Origin of the sequence: Frigidibacter sp. MR17.24, assembly GCF_037095655.1 — a bacterium.
Lineage (GTDB): Bacteria > Pseudomonadota > Alphaproteobacteria > Rhodobacterales > Rhodobacteraceae > Frigidibacter.
In genome coordinates this window covers 68,834-88,549 of sequence record NZ_JBAWKE010000007.1, presented here as the reverse complement: position 1 = coordinate 88,549, position 19,716 = coordinate 68,834, and the positions used below count along the sequence as shown (strand labels likewise).

Sequence of the window (19,716 nt, the reverse complement as noted above, 5' to 3'; positions counted from 1 at the left end):
CGCAACCGAGTTCCCGATGACCCAGCTGTCCGCCTTCGGCCCCGACTTCCCCTTCGCCTACGACGACTGGATCGCGCATCCGGCCGGCCTCGGGCAGCTGCCGCGGGACATGCTGGGGACCGAGGTCGCGGTGATCGGCGCCGGCGCCTCGGGCATCATCGCGGCCTTCGAGCTGATGCGCCTCGGCCTGCGCCCGGTGATCTACGAATCGTCGCGCTTCGGCGGCCGGCTGCGCTCGGTCCCGTTCGAGGGGACGGAAGGGATCGTGGCCGAACTCGGCGGCATGCGCTTCCCCGCCTCGTCGCGCGGCTTCTTCCACTATCTCGACAAGGTGGGCGCGAAGACCCGGCCGTTCCCGAACCCGCTCACCCCCGCCGCCGGCTCGACGGTCATCGACCTCGAGGGGCGCACGCTCTTCGCCCGCAGCCTCGCCGACCTGCCGCCGCCCTATGCCGAGATCGCCGCCGCCTATGACGCGGCCCTCGCCGACCAGGCCGCCTTCCCCGAGCTTCAGGCCGCGATCCGCGCCCGCGACGTGGCCCGGATCAAGGCGCTGTGGGACCCGCTCGTCGCCGCCTGGGACGAACGCACCTTCTACGACTTCGTCGCCGGCGCCCCCTCGTTCCGGGCGCTCGACTTCCAGCACCGCGAGATCTTCGGCCAGGTCGGGTTCGGCACCGGCGGCTGGGACAGCGACTTCCCGAACTCGATGCTCGAGATCCTGCGCGTGAACCTGCTCGGGCTCGACGACGACCAGCGGCTGGTCGAGGGCGGGGTCGAGCAGGTGCTGTGGCGGCTGTGGCGCGCGGCGCCGCCCTGCGCGCACTGGCCCGAGGGCACCTCGCTCGCCACGCTGAACGGGGGCGCGACACGCTCGCGCGCGGTGGCGATCGGGCGCGACGGCGCGGGGGCGCTGACGGTGACCGACCAGTGGGGCACGACGACGGGCTATGCCGCGGTGCTGGCCACCTGCCAGAGCCACCTGCTGACCACGGCGATCGACACCGACGAAAGCCTCTTCAGCCAGAAGATGTGGATGGCGCTCGACCGCACCCGCTACATGCAGGCGGCCAAGACCTTCGTGCTGACCGACCGGCCGTTCTGGAAGGACATCGACCCCGCCACCGGCCGCCCGGTGATGTCGATGACCCTGACCGACCGGCTGACGCGCGGCACCTACCTGTTCGACAACGGCGACGACCGGCCGGGGGTGATCTGCCTGAGCTACGCCTGGATGACCGACGCGCTGAAGGTGCTGCCGCATTCGGCCGAGAAGCGGGTCGCGCTGGCGCTGAAGGCGCTGGCGCAGATCTATCCCGGCGTCGACATCGCCAGCCACATCCGCTCGGCCCCGATCTGCGTCAGCTGGGAGAGCGACGAGAACTTCCTGGGCGCCTTCAAGGGCGCGCTGCCAGGGCACTACCGCTACAACCGGCGCGTCTACGGCCATTTCATGCAAGGCGCCCTGCCCGCGCGCGAACGCGGCCTGTTCCTGGCCGGCGACGGCGTCAGCTGGACCCCGGCCTGGGTCGAGGGCGCGGTGCAGACCGGGCTCAATGCCGTCTGGGGCATCCTCGCCCATCTCGGCGGCGCCACGCCGCCCGGCAACCCCGGCCCCGGCGATCTCTACCCCGAGATCGGCCCGGTGGCGCTGCACGACCCGTTGCCGGCGTGACCGCGCTCGTGGCCCTGCTCGAGGCGACAGGGCGCCACGCCCGCGCGATCCTGCCGGCGGGGCTGGTGGCGATCGCGCTCCTGCCTTCAAGCGGCGGGCGGCTCGCGCCGCTGGTGCCCTGGCTCGTGGGGATGCTGCTGGCGATGACCTTCGCGCGCATCGACCTTGGGCCGGTGCTGCGGGCACTGGTGCGGCCGCGCGACGCGCTGCCGGTGCTGGCGGTGCTGGTGGCGATCCAGCCGCTGCTGGCGGGCGCGCTGGCGCAGGGCGGGGCCGCGCTGGGGCTGGGGCCGGCGGCGCTGCTGCCGCTTGTCGTCTTCGCCGCCGCGCCGCCGCTGAGTTCGGGGCCCAGCATCGCGCTGATGCTGGGCTATGACGCGACGCTCGCGCTGCGGCTGATGCTGACGGGCACGCTGCTGTCGCCGCTGCTGATCCCGGCAAGCTTCTGGCTGGCGGGCCTGCCGGGCACGCTGCCGTCCGAGCTGGCGCTGCGCACCGGGGCGATGCTGGCGGGCGGGCTTGCCGGGGGCCTGGCGCTGCGCGCCCTGATCGGGCCCGCGCGGCTGCGCGCGCGGACGCGGGCGATGGACGGGCTTGCCGCGCTGGTGATGCTGGCGTTCCTGCTGCCGCTGGTCGACGGCCTTGGCGCGCGGCTCTGGCACGAGCCGGGGCGGATGGCGCGGATCGCCGCCCTCGCGCTGGCGCTGAACCTCGGCGGCAATCTCGCGATGCGCGCGCTGGCGCGACGGCGGCTGCCCGAGGGCACGGCGGCGACGCTGGGCATCGCCTTCGGCAACCGCAACGTCTCGGTGATCCTTGCCGTGCAGCCCGACCCGGCGATCGCGCTGTTCGTGGCGCTGGCGCAGATCCCGATCTACCTCACCCCCTTCCTTCTCGGCCTTCACGACAGGCGGTTCCGCAGATGCAGCGCTTCATCGGCGTCCTGAGCCTCGACACCCGGTTTCCGCGGATCCCGGGCGATGCCGGCCACCCCGGCAGCTACCACCTGCCGGCGCGGGTCCGGGTCGTCGCGGGCGCGGGCAGCCCCGACATCGTCCGCGACGGCCGCCCCGCGCCCGCGCTCGTGGCCCGCTTCACCGCCGCCGCGCAGGCGCTCGAGGCCGAGGGCGCGGTGCTGATCACCTCGACCTGCGGCTTCCTGATCTCGGTCCAGGACGAGATCGCGCGGGCGGTGCGGGTGCCGGTGCTGATGTCGGGACTGGCGCTGGTGCCGGTGGTGGCGCGGATGACGGGGGGGCGGCCGCTGGGCGTGCTGACGGCCTCGGCCCCCGCGCTCGGCCCGGGCGCGCTGGCGGCGGCGGGCTGCGACGGGATCGCGGTGCATGTCGCGGGGCTGCAGGACGATCCGGTCTTCGCCGCGACCTTCCTTGCGCCGAAATCGGCGCAGGCGCTGGCGCTGGACCCCGCCCGGATCGAGGCCACGGTCTGCGCCGCCGGCCGGGCGCTGGTCGCGGCGCATCCCGACATCGCGGCGCTCGTGCTCGAATGCGGCAACCTGCCGCCCTATGCCGCGGCGCTGCGGCAGGCGACGGGGCGGCCGGTGGTGTCGATCCTCGACGGGGCGCGGCTGGTCAGCTGATCCCGCGCACGAGATCGGCGGCCTGCGTCGACAGCCCGCCCCCGGGCGCCGGCGCGGGCAGCGTCACCGTCAGCAGCGCCGGCCCCCGCCCGGCCCGCGCCAGCACCTGCCCGTCGGGTCCACAGATCACAGAGCCGCCGTCGAACGCCAGCCCCCGGTCGGTCCCGGCATAATTGGCATAGGCGACCGAGACCGCGTTCTCGCAGGCGCGCGCCGGCACCAGCAGGTCGGGCACATGCGGGAAGCCGGCCGGGTTGGCCGTCGGCACCAGCAGCAGCTCGCACCCCCGCGCGGCCAGCGCCCGGGCATGTTCGGGAAATTCGATGTCATAGCAGATCAGCAGGCCGCAGCGCAGGCCGCCAAGCCCGAAAGGTTCGGAAAGGACAAGCCCGGGCTGGAAACTGGCCCGTTCCATCGGCCCGAAAAGCTGGATCTTGCGATAGTGGCCCAGCCGCGCGCCATCGGCGCCGACGACCGAGGCCGCGTTCCAGAGCCGGCCCTCCGCGTCGCGCTCGGCCCAGCCCCAGCAGATCGCCACCCCCGCCGCGCGGGCGATCGCGGCGATGCGCCCGGGGCCGGCACCGTCGCCGTCCCCGAGCGTGGTCGCGGCATGCAGGTCGGGGCGGTTGTAGCCGGGCAGCACCAGCTCGGGCAGCAGCAGCAGCGCGCTGCCGGCGGCCGCGGCCGCCCGGGCCAGCGCCTCGATCCGCGCAAGCGTCGCCGCGGGGTCCTCGGGCGGGGGGGCGATCTGGGCAAGCGTCAGGGTCAGCGGCATGGCGGCGGTCCGTGCATCGGGATCATGCCCCGTTCTAGCCCGGACGCGCCGCCCTGCCCACCACGGCTCAGCGCGGCGCGAAGTCGAAGACGACGGTCACCCGCGCGGACAGGTCGATCTCGCCCTCGGCCACGGCCATGTCCTTGGCGAAGCTCGCCTGGCGCATCTCCATCGGCCGGGCGGCATAGCCGCCGTCCTCGGAGATCGACTCGACCCCGGTCACCACCAGCCCCGCCGCCTCGGCATAGAGATCGGCCTTGCGCCGCGCATCCGCCACCGCCGCGCGGCGGGCCTCGTCCAGCCGCGGTTCGCGGTCGGCAAGGTCGAAGCCCAGCCCGTAGATCTGGTTCGACCCGGCCGCGACCGCGCCGTCGAGCACCGCCCCGAGGCTGTCGAGCGCGCGCACCCGCACCGTCAGCATCGTCTGCGCCTGAAAGCGGGTGAGCGTCGCGGCGTCGGTCGGCACGTCCGGCGTCGTGTCCTCGTAGACCGGGTTCACCGACAGCGAGCTGGTCTGCATGTCCGCGCCCGCGATCCCCGCCTGGTCGAGCGCCGCGATCACCTTCGCGGCCGCCGCGGCGTTGGCCGCCACCGCCTCGGCCGCCGTGGGCGCGTCGCCGACCACGCCCAGCGTGATCGTGGCCATGTCCGGCACCGCGGCGACGCGGCCCTCGCCGGTCACGGTGATGTGTTCCTCGGCCAGCGCCGGGCCGGCGGCCGCGGCCAGCGCCAGAACCGCCGCCAGCATCGTGGAATATCCCTTGTACGACTGCATCGCATCCTCCCTTTCGTCCTGTCCTGACTGGCGTGAAACGCGGCGGGGGGAAAGCTCCGTCGGGGGCGTTTTCCTTCCCTTGCGCGAAAAGCTGCTGTAGAGCATTGCGACCGGCCACGCCCGCCTTCGCGCGGGCTTTTTCCCATGGTAGAGCCACGGAATGAAACCTGCCTTCGCCCTCAGTCTCGCCCCGGAAGGGATCGTGCTTCTCGAACGCGACGGCGCGGGGTGGCTCGCCATCGGAGAGGTCGCCTTCGACCAGGAGGACGCCGAGGGCGCGATCGCCGATCTGGCCGCCATCGCCCATCGCCGCCAGCCGGGCCGCGTCGCGTCCAAGCTGATCCTGCCGCAGAGCCAGATCCTGTACATGACCGTCGAGGCCCCCGGCCCCGACGCCGCCACGCGCCGCCGCCAGATCGCCCGCGCGCTCGAGGGGCGCACGCCCTACCCGGTCGACGGGCTGGTCTACGACTGGTCGGGCACCGGCGGCGAGGTCCGCCTTGCCGTGGTCGCCCGCGAGACGCTCGACGAGGCCGAGGCCTTCGCCGAGGCGCAGGGCTTCAACCCGGTCTCGTTCGTGGCGCTGCCCGACAACGGCCAGTTCGCCGGCGAGCCGTGGTTCGGCCAGGCCGCCTCGGCCCGGCGCTGGATCCCCGAGGGCGAGCGGCTGGTGCGCGACCAGGACCCGATCCGGGTGACCGGGATCCTCGATCTCGACGCGCCGCTGGCCGCCGCGGTGGCCGAGCAGGACGCGGGTCCCGACCTGACCGCTGCCGAGGATCCTCGCGACGAGCACGTGGAGGACGTGGCGGGGCTGGAGGCGCCCGAGGCGCCGCAGCCGGCATGGACCGACGCCCCGGACGACCAGCCCCTCGCCGACGAGCCGGAGCCTGTCGCGGCAGAGGCGGACGTGGCGGAGCTGCCGCAGGACGACGCGGCGGTCGCGCCGGCGCCTGAGGAGGCCGCAGAGGAGGCCCCTCTGGCCGAGCCCGAGGCCGCGCAAGGCGCCGACCTCACCGAAATCGGTTCCGATGCCGAGGCCGCGCCGCGGCACGACGACCTGCCGTCGGATGCCCCCGAGGGCGAGGCGCCCCCGGCGCATGAACCTGAGCCCGCACCAGATCCTGTCGTCGGGACGGACGAGGTCGTGGCGGCCCCGGATCACGAGGATCCGCCGACCGCCGAAGACGCCCGCCCGGCTCTTGCGGAGGCACAGGATGCCATCCCCGCGCCGGCCGAGCAGGAGCTTGAGGCGCCGGAGGCTGCCGAGCCCGAGCCCGTCTTGGCCGAACCCGTCGAGCCTGAGCCTGAGCCTGTCGTGGCCGCGCCAGAGCCTGCCGAACCGGACACCGCCGAGCAGGACACGGCGGTGACAGCTCCCGAACCCGAGCCCGCGGCGCGGCGCGAGCCGCTTTCGGCGCTGCGCACCGCGATCGCCGGTGCCCGGGCCGCCTCGGGCCGCGACCGGACGCTCGACACGACCGAGGCCGAGGCGCCGCGGATGCCCGCCGCCGAAGTCCCCGCCGTCGAAATCTCCGACGCGCCCGTCGACCCCTCGGCGCTGGCCGCGACGCTCGACGCGGCCGAGCCGGTGCTGCTGCCGGGTGAGAACGAGGGCGACGGCCCCGCCCCGCGCGAACTGGCCGCGGCCCTGCCCCATCCGGTGTCCCCCGGCCCCGCGACCGATGCGCCGGACGATGCGCCGCGCGCGGGCCTGCGGGTCGTGACCGGCGAGCGGCGCGAGACCGCGCCCGCCTCGCTGCGCGGTGCGATGAAGCGCGCGCTTGGCTTCGGTGCCAGCGCCCGGCAGGCGCCCGCCGCCCCCGCGAAAGCGGCGTCCCGGCGCGCCGAACCGCCGGCGCAGCCGCGCATCGGCGGCCGGCCCGAGACCAGGCCCGAGACCCGGCCGATCGCGGCCGAGCGCGGCGGCGCCCTGCGCGCCCGCCGCGCCGAGGCGGAGCCGGAGGCGCAGGCCGAGCTTCCCGAGATCGCACCCGCCGCAGGGATCCTGCCGGCCGAGGATCCGGCCGCCTTCGGCGCCCGGGACGTCGCGGTTCAGGATCTGTCGGTTCAGGACCTGCCGGCCGAGGACGGCCCGCTCCGGGCCGCCGAGATCCCGGCGGACGACAGCCCGGCAGACGCGCCCCCGATCGACGATGTCCCGCCCGCCTTCGCGGCGCCGCGCCCCGCCGAGGACGCGCGCTGGATCGATGACGTGCCGCCGATGCCGGCGATCCGGATGCCCGCGCATGGCGCGGCCGGGGTCTCGGTCACCGCGACCGATCTGCCCGAGCCGCGGCCGATGCCCTCGGTCACCGCGCCGAAGCTTGGCATCGCGCCCGAGCCGCGCGAATCCCATGCCGCCCCGCGCCCGCCGAAGGGCGGCAAGCGGGTCGAGACCGCCGAGGGCCGCCGCCAGCAGCGCCGCGGCCGGGCCGAGCCGCCGGCCCTGGCGCCCGGCGCGCCCGAGCCGGGCTCGGAGGTCGACGAGCGCGCCAACCGCGCCGCCGAGGCGATCGCGCGCAGCCTGCAGGACAAGCAGGCCCCGGCGCGGCCGCGTCACCTGGGGCTCGTGCTGACGGCGGGGCTGATCGTGCTGATGCTGGCGGTCGCGCTGGGCTCGGTGCTGTTCGACGACGCCACTCCGGTGAGCGGTGAGGCTGGGACCGGCACCGCGACGACCGCCGCGACCGGGGACGCGACTGGAGATGCGCTGGCGACGGCCAGTGACATCCCGTCGGATGCCGAGCTGGATGCCGGGGCCGCACCCGAAACGGCACCCGAAACGGCGCCCGTGACGGGGACCGGTACGGCAGCGGCGACGCCGCCGGAGACGGCGACCGAAGCGGAGGCCCCGCCGGCCGGTCCGCCGCCCGCGACCGACAGCCAGGCGCCGCGCGCCCAGACCGCGCAGCAGGCCGGCCCCGACGCAACCCAGGCGCTGCCACCGTCGGATGCCGAGCCGCGCACCGCGCTGCAGGCGCCCGGCACGCTGAGCCGCGATGCCGGTCTGGCCGCGGACGCCCCGCCGGCGGCGCCGCAACCCTCGCTGCCCTACGGGACCCAGTTCACCTTCGGCCCCGACGGGCTGGTCGTGGCGACGCCCGAGGGCGCGCTGACCCCCGACGGCGCCGTGGTGCGCAGCGGCCGCCCGCCGGTCGTGCCGCCGGCCCGCCCGGGCAGCACCGCGGCGGCGGCACCCGCCGCGACCGCCCCGCAGGTCTCGCCACCGGGTGAGGGCCAGGCTGCCACCCCGGCGAGCGCGGCGTTGGCCGCGACGCCGACGGCCACGCAGCCGCCGCCGCCCAATCCTGCCCCGCCCGCTCCTGCCGCGGCGGCCGCCGCCCCGCCCGCCCCGCAGACCGGTCTGGTGTTCGGACCCGACCTTGGCCAGGCCGCCGACCCGCCGCCGGTGCGACCGGCCGGGCTCGCGCCCGCCACGCCCCAGGATGACGCCGCCCTGACGCCGGCGCCCGCGGCCCCCGCCGCGGCGCCGGCGCCGCCCTATCAGGACCCCGCCCTAGCGGGGTTCCGCCCCCGCGCCACCGCGCCCGCCGCCCGCACGGCCGCCGCCGCCGCGCAGGCCGAGGCCGACCGCCTTGCCGAGGCCGAGGCCGCGCAGGCCGCCGAACTTGCCGCGGCCAGCCGGATGGCGGTGCAAAGCTCGCGCAAGCCCGCGGCGCGGCCCACGGATTTCTCGCAAGGCATCGCCGAGGCGCTGGCGCTGGCCGTCGCGACCCCGGTGCCGGATCCGGTGCCCGTGCCTGTGCCTGTGCCGGTGCCGCCGCCGGCCCCGGTGGCGCCCGCGGCCCAGCCCGCCCCGGTGGCCCCCGCCGCGGCCCCGCCGCCGGTGCAGCAGGCCGCCCCCACCCGCACCGCCGCCGCCGCCCCGGTCCAGCACGAGGACGAGATCGACGAGCCCGAGCCGGTCGGCACCGCCCCCGCCGCCGCAAGCTCGGGCACGGTGGCCAGCCGCGCGACGATCGCCAAGGCCATCTCGCTGCGCGAGATGAACCTGATCGGGATCTACGGCAGCTCGAGCAGCCGGCGCGCGCTGGTGCGGCTGTCGAACGGGCGCTACCTGCGCGTCTCGGTCGGCGACCGGCTTGACGGCGGACGGGTGCAGCAGATCGGCGACGGCCAGCTGGTCTATGTCAAGAACGGCCGCACCCAGGTGCTGCGGATGATCCGCGACAGCTGACCCCCCGTCCCGCGCCGCCGCGCCTCGCCCCCCGGAGGGCCGAGGGCCGGCGGCCGCGCACAGGCCCTGCGCACTGGTCTCGGGCGGCGGCGCGTGGCAGGCTGCCCCCGCCCCCCGAAGATCCGGGCCGCGACCGGCACTGGCCCGGCCCGCCGCCCGCCGAAGCGCAGGACCCCCGGATGGACGCATTTCTGTTCCAGGCGACGCTCTACCTGCTGGCGATGATCGTCGCCGTGCCGATCGCGTCGCGGCTCGGGCTCGGCTCGGTGCTGGGCTACCTGCTTGCGGGGATCGTGATCGGGCCGGTGACCGGGCTCGTCGGCTCCGAGGTCACCGACCTGCAGCACTTCGCCGAGTTCGGCGTGGTGATGATGATGTTCCTGATCGGGCTGGAGCTGGAGCCCCGCGCGCTTTGGGCGATGCGCCACAAGCTGGTGGGCCTGGGCGGGCTGCAGGTGCTGGGAACGCTGGGGCTGATCGCGGTGCTGCTGCTGGCCTTCGGCGCAGCCTGGGAGGTGGCGCTGGCGGCCGGCACGATCCTGTCGCTGAGTTCGACCGCGATCGTGCTGCAGACGCTTGACGAAAAGCACCTGATGCAGACCGCGGGCGGGCGATCCGCCTTCGCGGTGCTGCTGACGCAGGACATCGCGGTGATCCCGATGCTGGCGTTGCTGCCGCTGCTGGCGGTCGCGGGCCTGCAGGCCCCGGCCGAGGGCGACCACGCGGCCTTCCTGCAGTCGCTGCCGGGCTGGGGCGTCACGCTGGTCACGCTGGCCGCGGTCGGGGCGGTGATCCTGGCCGGGCACTACCTGATCCGGCCCGCCTTCCACTTCGTGCAGGGCGCGAAGCTGCGCGAGATCAACACCGCGCTCGCGCTTGCCATCGTGGTCACCATCGCCTCGCTGATGCTGCTGGTGGGGCTGTCGCCGGCGCTGGGGACCTTCCTGGCCGGCGTGGTGCTGGCCAATTCCGAGTTCCGCCACGAGCTGGAATCGGACATCGCGCCGTTCAAGGGCCTGCTGCTGGGGCTGTTCTTCATCACCGTCGGCGCCGGGATCGACATGGACCTGCTGCTGGCGCAGCCGGTGCGGCTGCTGGCGCTGACGCTGGGGCTGATGGCGGTGAAGGGGGCGGTGCTCTTCCTTCTCGGGACGGTGTTCGGGGTGCGCGGACGCGACCGCTGGCTGTTCACGCTGGCGCTCGCGCAGGCGGGGGAGTTCGGCTTCGTGCTGATCTCGTTCACCGCGCAGCAGCGGATCCTGCCCGAGGCGACGGCGCAGCTGCTGATGATGGTGGTGGCGCTGTCGATGCTGCTGACGCCGCTGGTGTTCATCCTCTACGACCAGCTGTCGCGGCGGATGACCGAGGAGGAGCCCGAGGCCGACGAGATCGACGAGGCGCAGCCGATCATCATCGCCGGGATCGGCCGCTTCGGGCAGGTCGTGAACCGGATGGTGACCACGACCGGGCTGAAGACCACGGTGATCGACCACGACCTGAACACGATCCGGCTGATGCGCCGCTTCGGCTTCCACGGCTATTTCGGCGATCCGACCCGGCCCGAGCTGCTGAAGGCCGCCGGGATCGACAGCGCCAAGATCCTCGTGGTCTGCCTCGACGAGCCCGCCGCCACGACCGAGCTTGTCGCCTATGCCCGCCGGATCCGGCCCGACCTGCACATCATCGCCCGCGCCCGCGACCGGGTGCATGTCTACGCGCTCTACAAGGCCGGGGCGGACGACATCGTGCGCGAGGTCTTCGACAGCTCGCTCAGGGCGGCGCGCTATGTGCTGGAGAATTCGGGCCTGAGCGAATACGAGGCCGCCGAGGCCGAGCGGATCTTCTTCAAGCTCGACCGCGCGGCGGTGCGGCGGCTGGCCGAGGTCTGGGACCCGGCGCTGCCGCTGGAGCAGAACCCGGCCTACATCCAGCGTGCGCAGGAGCTGAACCGCGACCTGGAAGCGGCGCTGACCGAGCATTTCGAGGCGCCGAAGGCCGCGGCGGCGCGGGAGATGGCGGGAGAGTAGAGAGGGCGCTGCCCCCGCCCCTGCGGGGCGCGCCCCCGGGATATTTCGGCCAAGGCGAAAGCGGCGGGCCGCGGACAGGCGAAGGGGCCGCCCCCTGCGGGAAGCGGCCCCTTTATCCGGCGGTTCCTTGCGACGGCGCTCAGGCGGCGCGCGAGACCAGGACGTCGTCGACGGTCTTGGCGGCGCCGGCCTCGTCCACGCCCGAGACGGCGGCGACTTCGCGGGTCAGACGCTCGAGCGCGGCCTCATAGAGCTGGCGTTCGGAATAGGACTGCTCGCGCTGGTCGTCGTTGCGGTGCAGGTCGCGCACCACCTCGGCGATGGCCATCAGGTCACCCGAGTTGATCTTCTGTTCGTATTCCTGCGCCCGGCGCGACCACATCGCGCGCTTGACGCGGGCCTTGCCCTTCAGCGTTTCGAGCGCCTTGGTGACGATGTCGGGGGTCGAGAGCTGGCGCATGCCGATCTCGGTGGCCTTGTGGGTCGGCACGCGAAGCGTCATCTTGTCCTTCTCGAAGGAGATGACGAAAAGCTCGAGTTTCAGCCCCGCGATCTCCTGCTCTTCGATCGACAGGATCTTGCCCACGCCATGCGCGGGATAGACCACGTGGTCGTTCGGCCGGAAATCGGTTTTCTTGGTCTTGGTCATTCGGTCGCTTCCTCGCACAGGGTTCCGACCCCAGAGAGACGAAAACACCCGCCGGAATGCGCGGGCATCCGGAAATGGGTGTCTTGTGGCGCTGGAAATCCACCGTGCGGGCGAGCAGCTCCGACGGCGGCGGTCAGGTCTCCAAGTTCATTGCAACAGAAATATAGCAGATTCTCGCGACATTTCAAAGCGGGGCGGTCTGACGCAAGCTTTGCCCGGTCAAGGCGGAAATCCGCGAATATTCATCGCCTTGCGGCACGATCCTGACGGACGTGCGCAAGATCATGCCAACGTCGTTACCGAATCGCGACCGGTCCGGTCGTGTCGGCCGCGCCCGGCGCGCCCGACGATTGCCCTGCGGCTGCCCGTCAGTCGCCCTGGCCCGGGGCCTCGGAGAAGTATTTCTCGAGCTTGCCGCTCTCGCCGTCGCGGGCCTCGGCCTCCGGAAGCGGGTCACGCTTCTGGGTGATCACCGGCCAGAGTTCGGAGTACTTGCGGTTGAACTCGACCCATTTCTCCATGTCCGGCTCGGTATCGGGGCGGATCGCGTCGGCCGGGCACTCCGGTTCGCAGACGCCGCAGTCGATGCATTCGTCGGGGTGGATGACCAGGGTGTTCTCGCCCTCGTAGAAACAGTCCACCGGGCAGACCTCGACGCAGTCGGTGTACTTGCAGGCGATGCAGTTGTCGGTAACGACGTAGGTCATGGGAAGGGCCTTCCGGCAGGACGTCACGGATTGTCTGGTTGACTACAATCCGAACGGCGGCTGTGCAAGCGCAAGGCTGCAGGAAAGTCGGGGGTTTCTTTGCAGGCCCGCAGCTTGGGCAGCTCTTCCCCGCCCCGCGCCGGAACCGGAACAGCGTTCGTCCGACCCGGTCCGCCCCGCCACGGCCCCCGCCGCCCCGGTCAGTCAGCCCGCGTCCGGCGCCGTCTCGAGATCGAGATACAGGCCCTGGGCCTCGGATGCCGGGCCGCGGCGGTCGCCGCAGGCCGCGACGCGCACCAGCCGCACCTGGCCCGGCAGCGACAGCGTCAGCGTGTCGCCGGGGCGCAGGACGTGGCCGGGCTTGGTGACGCGGGTGCCGTTCAGGCGGACCCTGCCCCGCTCGACCAGCTCCTGCGCCACCGAGCGGGTCTTGCAGAAGCGGGCGAAGAACAGCCACTTGTCCAGACGGACGCTGTCAGCCTCGCCCGCCAAGGCTCACTTCCGGTCGCGCAGCGCCGCGAGCACGGCGAACGGGTTGTCGGGGTCGACCTTCTGTTCGCGCGGGGGCCGGGCCTCGAACTGGCGGGGCTTGTTGTGGTCGCCCTTGGCGCCGGGCTTGCCGCCCTTGCCGGGCTTGCCGCCGCCCTTCGGACGATCGCCGCGCTCGGGCCGGTCGCCACGCTCGCCGCGCTCGGGGCGGTTGCCGCCGCCGGCGCGGCGCTCGCCGCTCTCGCCGCGGCCTTCGCCACCCCGGCCCTGCCCCTGCGGCTGGCCGTCACGGTTGCCGCGGAAGCCACCCTCGCGGCGCGGGCCGCGCGGGCGCGGCGCCCAGGTGAAGGTGTAGTAGACTTCCATCTCGGGCGCGGCAGCCCCGGCGCCATCCGTGGTGGCCTCGGTCGCGCCGGCATCGGCGCCGGCATCGGCCACGCTCTCGGCGATGGGCGAGGCCTCCTCGGGGATCGGGTTCGGCGCGGGGGCGTCGGTGGCCGCCGGCGCCTCGGGCGCAGGGGTTTCCGAGGGCGCGGAGGCGGCCAGCGGATCGGGCCGCGCCTTCTCGCGCTCGGCCTTCTCGCCCTTGTAGCCCAGGCCCGCCATCAGGTCGGCGAACTGCTCGAGCGTCATGCCGGTGATCGACAGCATGTCCGGCGTCGCCTCGAAGCCCGCGCGGCTGTCCTTGGCACGCAGCAGGTCGGCGAGGCGTTCCAGCATGTCGATGCGGATCGCGCGCGTCCCGGCCGGGTGATAGCCCGAGAGCGTGTAATAGCCCTTGGGCACGTCCGGCACGTTCGGGATCGTCACCAGGCCCGGCGGCGGGCTTTCGGGGAATTCCTGCAGGTCGTTCGCGAGCGACCACAGCACCAGCCGCAGCCGCGTCGGCGCGGGCTTCAGCAGCGCCTGCTGGAAGATCGTGTACTGGCCGAAGCGCACGCCGTGCTTGCGCAGCAGGCCGCGGGCGTCCTGGTCCAGTTCCTTGACCTCGGCCGCGACGCTCTCGCGCGGGATCACGCCCAGGTTCTCGACCAGGCGGAAGCCGAAGCCGCGGGCGAGGCCGGTCAGGGTCTCGTCCGACGACAGCGCGACCAGCGGCTCGAACAGCGTGGCGACGCGGCGGTCGATGAAGTGCTGCAGGCGGCGGCGGACCTTCTCGGCCACGTCGGCGCCGGCCTCGTCGTCGACGAAGGGCTCGACCCCGGGCTTGAGGGGATCGGCCCCCTTCACCAGCTTGCCGACCGCCGAGTTGCCCCACATCAGCCCGCCCTGCTCGGTGAAGTCGAGCTCGGTGTCGGGAGCGTTGTAGAAGCGGTCCGCGCGCAGCGAGAACTCGGGCTTCAGCGCCTCGTAGGCGGCCTGACGCAGGGTCTTGGCCTCATCGGGGGAGGCGGTCCCGTCCTGCCGGAAGCGGAACCCTTCCAGACGGCCGACGAACTCGCCCTCGACCGCCACTTCGCCCTTGTCGTTCACCTCGGCCACGAGATGCTCCTTCTGCTTGAGCCGGCGCAGCAGCACAGAGGTGCGCCGGTCCACAAATCTCTGGGTCAGGGCGCCGTGAAGCGCATCCGACAGCCGGTCTTCTACAGCGCGAGTCGCCTCGCGCCAATGGCTTTCGTCCGCGACCCAACCCTTGCGCTGCGCGATGTAGGTCCAGGTGCGGATGAACGACAGCCGTTTCGACAGCGCGTCGATGTCGCCCTCGGTGCGGTCGATGCGCTTGATCTGGGTGGCGAGCCAGTCGTCGGGCACATGGCCCGTGTCATGCAGGAAGCCGAAGATCCGGGTCAGCAGCGTCGCGTGCTCGGCATGGCTGATGCCGCGGAAGTCGGGAATGCGGCAGACGTCCCACAAGAGCTTCACGTCCGGCGGCCCCTGGATGCGGCCGCGCACCTCGCCCGCCTCGTTCAGCGATTTCAGCGCCAGCACGTCGTCGTTTTCCCGCGCGCGGATCAGCCAGGGATCGTCGGTCCCCGCCTCGAGCGAGGCGATCAGCCGCTCGGGCGTGCCGAAATCGAGCGTCGGGTTGCGCCACATCAGCTTCTTGATCGGCGCGAAGCGGTGGTTTTCCAGCGCCTCGACCAGGTCGGGGCGGAAGGGGCTGGCCTCGCCGGTCACGCCGAAGGTACCCGCCTGGGTGTGGCGGCCGGCGCGGCCCGCGATCTGGCCCAGTTCGTGCGGGAACAGGTCGCGCATCCGGCGGCCGTCGAACTTGGCCGTGGCCGAGAAGGCGACGTGGTCGATGTCGAGGTTCAGCCCCATGCCGATCGCGTCGGTGGCGACCAGGTAATCGACGTCGCCGTTCTGGTAGAGCGCGACCTGCGCATTGCGCGTGCGGGGCGAAAGCGCCCCCATCACCACGGCGCAGCCGCCCTTCTGGCGCCGGATCAGTTCGGCGATGGCATAGACATTGTCGACCGAAAACCCGACGACGGCCGAGCGCGCGGGCATCCGGCTTATCTTTTTCGAACCTGTGTAGCTCAGCGTCGAAAACCGCTCGCGGCTGGAGAACTGCGCCTTGGGCACAAGGTCGGCGATCGCCGGGCGCATCGTGTGCGACCCGAGGAACATGGTCTCGACCAGGCCCCGCGCCCGCATCAGGCGGTCGGTGAAGATGTGGCCACGCTCGGGATCGGCGCACAGCTGGATCTCGTCGAGCGCGAGGAAATCGGCCGTCAGCCCCTCGGGCATCGCCTCGGTGGTGCAGACCCAGTACTGGGTCCGCTCGGGCACGATCCGCTCCTCGCCGGTGACCAGCGCCACGACCGAGGGGCCGCGCTTGGCGACGATGCGGTCATAGACCTCGCGCGCCAGCAGGCGCAGCGGCAGGCCGATGATTCCGGTGCGGTGGCCGAGCATGCGCTCGATCGCCAAGTGGGTCTTGCCCGTGTTGGTCGGGCCGAGGACCGCGCTGATCCTCGATTCGAGTGGCATCGTGAGCCGCTCCCTAGAGTTCGGTGCCCTCGGAGGAGCGTTCGATCCGGTCGAGCTGCTCACGCACGTCGGCCTGATGGGGATTGGCCTTGAGCGAGGCGCGGAACGCCTCTGCCGCGGCCTCGGCATAGTCGAGCTGCGCCAGGATCAGCCCCAGCCCGGCGAGTGCACCGTAGTGCTGCGGGTTGAGGCGGAGCACATGCTCGATATCCGCCAGCGAGGGGCCGAAGGCACCGGCGGTGAAATAGGCGGTGGCGCGCGCGTTCCAGCCCTCGGCGAAGTCGGGGGCGTGATCGGTGAGCGCGGTCAGATGCTCGATCGCGGCCTCGGTGTCGCCGGCCTCGAGCGCGGCGCGGCCGCGCTGCAGCAGCAGGTCCATCGCCGGCGATCCCGACCGCGACCATTCGCGCTGCAGGTCGGACTGGGCGCGCTGCCACTCGGGCGATTCGGGGTTCTGAAGCTCGTCCAGAAGCTCCCTCAGCCGCGACTGGGCGTCCGGGATCGGGGTCGGGGCCGCCTCGGGGGCCGCGACGGAACCGGAGCCCGAACCTGCATCCGAACCGGCGCCCGGGCCAAGATCCGCCCCGGGTGCCGAATCGCCGCTTCCCTGTGCCCGGACGGCCGCAGGATGACCAAGTGCCGCGACCGCGATCACGGCTGCGGCAAGTGCCGGGCGAAGCGTCACGAGGCGTTTGTGAATGGCGTTGAAGCTGTCCATAACGAAACCAAGTGTAGTCGATGCTGCGCGGATTGCGAGGGGCTGGCGCCCCGTGACAGATCAAAATTGCAGGAACGGAGACCCGGTGATGAGCGACGTGGTGATCAAGGCCGTCGAGAAACTGAACGAGCGGCTGGCGGACGGGTTCGCGGGACTCGCGCGGGTGGTGATCACCGACGAGGGCTCGATCATGATCGATGCGCAGGGCGCGCGCCCCGAACCCGCGGGCAGCGAGGGCGAGGCCGACGTGACGCTGATCGCCAGCGCCGAGACCTTCGTCGGCATGCTCAAGGGCGAGGTGAACCCGATGTCGGCCTACATGACCGGCAAGCTGAAGGTCGAGGGCGACATGAGCCAGGCGATGAGCCTGGGGACGGCGCTGGCCTGACGCCGATGCAGGGCGCGGCGCCGCAGGGCCCGGCGGAGGCCCCCTATTTCTCGGACATCGCCGAGGGGCCGGCGGACGGCCATGCCGTCTGGGCCCGGGGCGCGGACGGGGTGCGGATCCGGGTCGGGCTGTGGCCCTGCGCCGGGGCCCGCGGCACGGCGCTGCTGTTTCCCGGCCGCACCGAATACATCGAGAAATACGGCCATGTCGCGCGCGACCTCGCGGCGCGGGGGCTGGCGTCGGCGGCGGTCGACTGGCGCGGCCAGGGCCTGGCGGACCGGGCGCTGTCGGACCGCCAGACCGGCCACGTGCAGCGGTTCAGCGACTACCAGATCGACGTGGCGGCGATGATGGCGGCGGTGCGCGCCGCGGGCCTGCCGGCGCCCTTCGTGCTGGTGGCGCATTCGATGGGCGGCGCGATCGGCCTGCGCGCGGCCATGGCGGGGCTCGGGGCCGCGGCGCTGGTGTTCTCGGCGCCGATGTGGGGGATCGGGCTGAAGCCCGCGCTCCTGCCCGTCGCCTGGGGGCTGAGCGCCGCCGCGGCCGCGCTGGGCCTTGGCCACCGCTATGCGCCGGGCACCGGGCCCAACGCCTATGTCGGCGCGGTCGAGATGGCGGGCAACGTGCTGACCTCGGACCCGGCCGCCTTCTCGCTGCTCGCGCGGCAGCTGGCGGCGCATCCCGAGCTGGGCCTCGGGGGGCCGAGCCTGCGCTGGCTGAACCAGGCGCTGCGCGAGACGCGGGCGCTGCGGCGGATGCCGCTGCCCGCCCTGCCCGCCTATGTCGCCGTCGGCAGCCACGAGCGGGTCGTCGATCCGAAGGCGATCGCGGCGCAGGTCGCGCGCTGGCCGGGCGCCGAGATCGAGATCATGCCGGGCGCCGAGCACGAGATCCTGATGGAGCGGCCCGAGCTGCGCGACCGCTTCCTCGACCGGATCGCCGGGGCGATCTGACGGGGCCTTGCGGGCGGGGCCTTGCGGGCGGGACCGTGCGGGCGGGCGCTGCGCGAGAGGCCGGGGAGAGCCGGGGCGCCGCCCCGGACCCCGGGATATTTGGACAAAGTCGAGGACGGGTCAGGCCGGCGGGGCCACCACCGTCATCTTCGGATCGAGGCGGCCGGCGGCGAAATCGGCGATCGCCTGCGCCGCCATCAGGCCGGTGGCGCGGAAGCCGCGGTCGCCCATGCCGGCCAGGTGCGGGGTGAGCATCACGTTGGGCACGTTGCGCAGCGGCTCGTCGGCGCGGATCGGCTCGACCGCCAGCACGTCGAGGCCGGCGCCGCCCAGATGGCCCGCGCGCAGCGCCTCGGCCAGCGCCGCCTCGTCGATCAGGCCGCCGCGGGCGGTGTTGATCACGATCGCGCCCGCCGGCAGCGCCGCCAGCTCGGCCGCGCCGATCAGGTCGCGGGTCTCGGGCCGCAGCGGCAGGTGCAGCGACAGCACGTCGGTGACCGGCAGCACCTCGGCCAGCGAGGCCGCGACCGGATAGCCCTCGTCGGTGGCGCCGCCGGCGCGGCGCGGCCAGACCACGGTGATCGCCATGCCGAAGGCCACGGCGAGCGCCGCCACCCGCTGCGCCGAGGCGCCCCAGCCGACCAGCGTCAGGCGCCGGCCCTGCAGGTCGCGGATCGGGATCGACGGGTCGGGGCGCGCGGCGATGCGCTGGGCCGAGAGCGACCGCGCCAGCCCCAGCATCAGCATCATCGCCTGTTCCGCGACCGAGCCCGAATTGGCGCCGGGCGTGTTGGTGACGGCGATCCCGGCCGCGCGGGCGGCGGCGAGGTCGATGTTGTCGACCCCCGCGCCGTGCTTGGCGATGATCTTCAGCCGCGGCGCCGCCGCCAGCCGGTCGGCGCCCAGCTTCACGGTCCGCACCAGCACCGCCTCGGCACCGGCGAGGGCCGCGGCCAGGTCGGCGGGGCGGTCGATGACCTCGTGCCCGGCCGCGGCCAGGTCGACGAGCGTGTCGGGATGGACCGGCTCGGTGACGAGAACGCGCATCGCGGTCTCCTTCTGTGTGTGGGGGAGAGGCGGGAGGGGAAAGGCGTCAGATCGTGATGCGCACGAAGCTTTCGCGCAGCGCGTTCGACCAGGCCTCGGACATGGTCTTGAACTGGGGATCGCCGGCCTCGATCCGGCGGCGCATCGAGATCCGGCAGTCGCCCTCGCGGATCACGGTCATGTCGAGCGGCATGCCCACCGAGAGGTTCGAGCGCAGGGTCGAATCCATCGACAGCAGCACCGCCTTCTGCGCGTCGGCCAGCGAGGTCGTGGGCTTGACCACCCGGTCGAGGATCGGCTTGCCGTACTTGTGTTCGCCGATCTGCAGGAAGGGCGTGTCGTCGGTCGCCTCGATGAAGTTGCCTTCGGGGTAGATCAGGAACATCCGCATCGCCCCGCCCGCCCGCTGGCCCGCGACGATCATCGAGGCCGAGGTCGAGACCTTCGAGGCCTGCATCTTCTCGTCGATCTCGGAGCGGACCGAGGCGAGGGTGTCGCCGATGATCTCGGCCACCTTCAGCATCGTCGGCGCGAGCATGATCGAGGTCTGGGCGGTGGCGTCGTCATCCTCGATCGCCTCGCGCAGCTTGGCGATGGTGGTCTGCGTGACCGAGAGCGAGCCCGCGGTCAGGATCGCGATCACCCGCTCGCCCGGTTCCTCGAAGACGAAGGTCTTCTTGTAGATGGCGATATTGTCCAGCCCGGCGTTCGTCCGGGTATCGGACAGAAGCACCATGCCCTCGTCGAGCAGAAGGCCCACGCAGTAAGTCATAGAAGG

The 19,716-nt window shown here is 73.2% G+C and carries 16 protein-coding genes; 7 read left to right on the top strand and 9 right to left on the bottom strand.

Annotated elements, in window-relative coordinates; genetic code table 11:
• The first annotated feature begins 16 nt into the window (after positions 1 to 16).
• Genes V8J39_RS18625 through V8J39_RS18615 form a run of 3 tightly spaced genes read left to right on the top strand, consistent with a single transcriptional unit; the run spans position 17 to position 3,275 of the window.
• Entirely contained in the window at positions 17 to 1,675 is a 1,659-nt protein-coding gene (locus V8J39_RS18625) for a flavin monoamine oxidase family protein (RefSeq protein WP_336462465.1), read from the top strand.
• Complete coding sequence (locus V8J39_RS18620; RefSeq protein WP_336462464.1) at positions 1,672 to 2,622, top strand: hypothetical protein; 951 nt, start codon at positions 1,672 to 1,674, stop codon at positions 2,620 to 2,622. Before V8J39_RS18625 ends, V8J39_RS18620 begins: the two co-directional genes overlap by 4 nt.
• Entirely contained in the window at positions 2,598 to 3,275 is a 678-nt protein-coding gene (locus tag V8J39_RS18615; RefSeq protein ID WP_336462462.1) for an aspartate/glutamate racemase family protein, read from the top strand. Before V8J39_RS18620 ends, V8J39_RS18615 begins: the two co-directional genes overlap by 25 nt.
• Here the strand turns inward: V8J39_RS18615 and V8J39_RS18610 are convergent.
• Both V8J39_RS18610 and V8J39_RS18605 read right to left on the bottom strand, forming a co-directional pair.
• Positions 3,268 to 4,050, bottom strand: a complete 783-nt coding sequence (locus tag V8J39_RS18610; protein ID WP_336462461.1) for a nitrilase-related carbon-nitrogen hydrolase — start codon at positions 4,048 to 4,050, stop codon at positions 3,268 to 3,270. The genes V8J39_RS18615 and V8J39_RS18610 overlap by 8 nt on opposite strands.
• A gap of 67 nt (positions 4,051 to 4,117) precedes the next feature.
• Positions 4,118 to 4,825: an SIMPL domain-containing protein gene (locus V8J39_RS18605; protein ID WP_336462460.1), complete on the bottom strand. Its 708-nt coding sequence runs from the start codon at positions 4,823 to 4,825 to the stop codon at positions 4,118 to 4,120.
• A gap of 160 nt (positions 4,826 to 4,985) precedes the next feature.
• On the opposite strand from V8J39_RS18605, the gene V8J39_RS18600 reads away from it, so the two are divergent.
• Positions 4,986 to 9,026, top strand: a complete 4,041-nt coding sequence (locus V8J39_RS18600) for a hypothetical protein (protein WP_336462459.1) — start codon at positions 4,986 to 4,988, stop codon at positions 9,024 to 9,026.
• Positions 9,027 to 9,205: 179 nt separating this feature from the next.
• Positions 9,206 to 11,053, top strand: coding sequence for a monovalent cation:proton antiporter-2 (CPA2) family protein (locus V8J39_RS18595; RefSeq protein ID WP_336462458.1), 1,848 nt, complete (start codon positions 9,206 to 9,208; stop codon positions 11,051 to 11,053).
• 139 nt (positions 11,054 to 11,192) lie between these two features.
• On the opposite strand, the gene V8J39_RS18590 is transcribed toward V8J39_RS18595, so the two are convergent.
• The 5 genes from V8J39_RS18590 to V8J39_RS18570 form a co-directional block, all read right to left on the bottom strand.
• Entirely contained in the window at positions 11,193 to 11,702 is a 510-nt protein-coding gene (locus V8J39_RS18590; protein WP_336462457.1) for a CarD family transcriptional regulator, read from the bottom strand.
• A gap of 368 nt (positions 11,703 to 12,070) precedes the next feature.
• Positions 12,071 to 12,409 carry a ferredoxin FdxA gene (gene fdxA / locus V8J39_RS18585; protein ID WP_336462456.1) on the bottom strand — a complete coding sequence of 113 codons (339 nt, stop codon included), beginning with the start codon at positions 12,407 to 12,409 and terminating at the stop codon, positions 12,071 to 12,073.
• Positions 12,410 to 12,613: 204 nt separating this feature from the next.
• Positions 12,614 to 12,901 carry an RNA-binding S4 domain-containing protein gene (locus V8J39_RS18580; protein ID WP_336462455.1) on the bottom strand — a complete coding sequence of 96 codons (288 nt, stop codon included), beginning with the start codon at positions 12,899 to 12,901 and terminating at the stop codon, positions 12,614 to 12,616.
• A gap of 3 nt (positions 12,902 to 12,904) precedes the next feature.
• On the bottom strand, positions 12,905 to 15,832 hold the full coding sequence (locus V8J39_RS18575; RefSeq protein WP_336462454.1) for a helicase-related protein: 2,928 nt from the start codon (positions 15,830 to 15,832) through the stop codon (positions 12,905 to 12,907).
• A gap of 13 nt (positions 15,833 to 15,845) precedes the next feature.
• A complete protein-coding gene (locus V8J39_RS18570) occupies positions 15,846 to 16,550 on the bottom strand; it encodes a tetratricopeptide repeat protein (protein ID WP_336462453.1) in 705 nt (234 codons plus the stop codon).
• Positions 16,551 to 16,638: 88 nt separating this feature from the next.
• On the opposite strand from V8J39_RS18570, the gene V8J39_RS18565 reads away from it, so the two are divergent.
• Together V8J39_RS18565 and V8J39_RS18560 are read left to right on the top strand one after the other, a co-directional pair.
• Positions 16,639 to 16,938: an SCP2 sterol-binding domain-containing protein gene (locus tag V8J39_RS18565; RefSeq protein ID WP_336462452.1), complete on the top strand. Its 300-nt coding sequence runs from the start codon at positions 16,639 to 16,641 to the stop codon at positions 16,936 to 16,938.
• 5 nt (positions 16,939 to 16,943) lie between these two features.
• The gene (locus V8J39_RS18560) at positions 16,944 to 17,891 is read left to right on the top strand and encodes an alpha/beta hydrolase (RefSeq protein ID WP_336462451.1); all 948 of its coding nucleotides are present in this window, start codon (positions 16,944 to 16,946) and stop codon (positions 17,889 to 17,891) included.
• A 120-nt stretch (positions 17,892 to 18,011) separates the two neighbouring features.
• Here the strand turns inward: V8J39_RS18560 and V8J39_RS18555 are convergent, their stop codons facing one another.
• Together V8J39_RS18555 and V8J39_RS18550 are read right to left on the bottom strand one after the other, a co-directional pair.
• Positions 18,012 to 18,938 (bottom strand): NAD(P)-dependent oxidoreductase, encoded by a 927-nt coding sequence (locus V8J39_RS18555; RefSeq protein ID WP_336462450.1) that lies wholly within the window; start codon positions 18,936 to 18,938, stop codon positions 18,012 to 18,014.
• A gap of 46 nt (positions 18,939 to 18,984) precedes the next feature.
• Complete coding sequence (locus tag V8J39_RS18550) at positions 18,985 to 19,710, bottom strand: peptidase (protein WP_336462449.1); 726 nt, start codon at positions 19,708 to 19,710, stop codon at positions 18,985 to 18,987.
• Between the last annotated feature and the right edge of the window lie 6 nt (positions 19,711 to 19,716).

Excerpts from the sequence above, each read along its gene's own strand:
- V8J39_RS18570 (WP_336462453.1), bottom strand. The coding sequence starts at position 16,550 with ATGGACAGCTTCAACGCCATTCACAAACGCCTCGTGACGCTTCGCCCG.
- V8J39_RS18615 (WP_336462462.1), top strand. The coding sequence starts at position 2,598 with ATGCAGCGCTTCATCGGCGTCCTGAGCCTCGACACCCGGTTTCCGCGG.
- V8J39_RS18590 (WP_336462457.1), bottom strand. The coding sequence starts at position 11,702 with ATGACCAAGACCAAGAAAACCGATTTCCGGCCGAACGACCACGTGGTC.
- V8J39_RS18575 (WP_336462454.1), bottom strand. The coding sequence starts at position 15,832 with ATGCCACTCGAATCGAGGATCAGCGCGGTCCTCGGCCCGACCAACACG.
- V8J39_RS18625 (WP_336462465.1), top strand. The coding sequence starts at position 17 with ATGACCCAGCTGTCCGCCTTCGGCCCCGACTTCCCCTTCGCCTACGAC.
- fdxA (WP_336462456.1), bottom strand. The coding sequence starts at position 12,409 with ATGACCTACGTCGTTACCGACAACTGCATCGCCTGCAAGTACACCGAC.
- V8J39_RS18555 (WP_336462450.1), bottom strand. The coding sequence starts at position 18,938 with ATGCGCGTTCTCGTCACCGAGCCGGTCCATCCCGACACGCTCGTCGAC.
- V8J39_RS18605 (WP_336462460.1), bottom strand. The coding sequence starts at position 4,825 with ATGCAGTCGTACAAGGGATATTCCACGATGCTGGCGGCGGTTCTGGCG.
- V8J39_RS18595 (WP_336462458.1), top strand. The coding sequence starts at position 9,206 with ATGGACGCATTTCTGTTCCAGGCGACGCTCTACCTGCTGGCGATGATC.
- V8J39_RS18550 (WP_336462449.1), bottom strand. The coding sequence starts at position 19,710 with ATGACTTACTGCGTGGGCCTTCTGCTCGACGAGGGCATGGTGCTTCTG.
- V8J39_RS18610 (WP_336462461.1), bottom strand. The coding sequence starts at position 4,050 with ATGCCGCTGACCCTGACGCTTGCCCAGATCGCCCCCCCGCCCGAGGAC.
- V8J39_RS18600 (WP_336462459.1), top strand. The coding sequence starts at position 4,986 with ATGAAACCTGCCTTCGCCCTCAGTCTCGCCCCGGAAGGGATCGTGCTT.
- V8J39_RS18565 (WP_336462452.1), top strand. The coding sequence starts at position 16,639 with ATGAGCGACGTGGTGATCAAGGCCGTCGAGAAACTGAACGAGCGGCTG.
- V8J39_RS18560 (WP_336462451.1), top strand. The coding sequence starts at position 16,944 with ATGCAGGGCGCGGCGCCGCAGGGCCCGGCGGAGGCCCCCTATTTCTCG.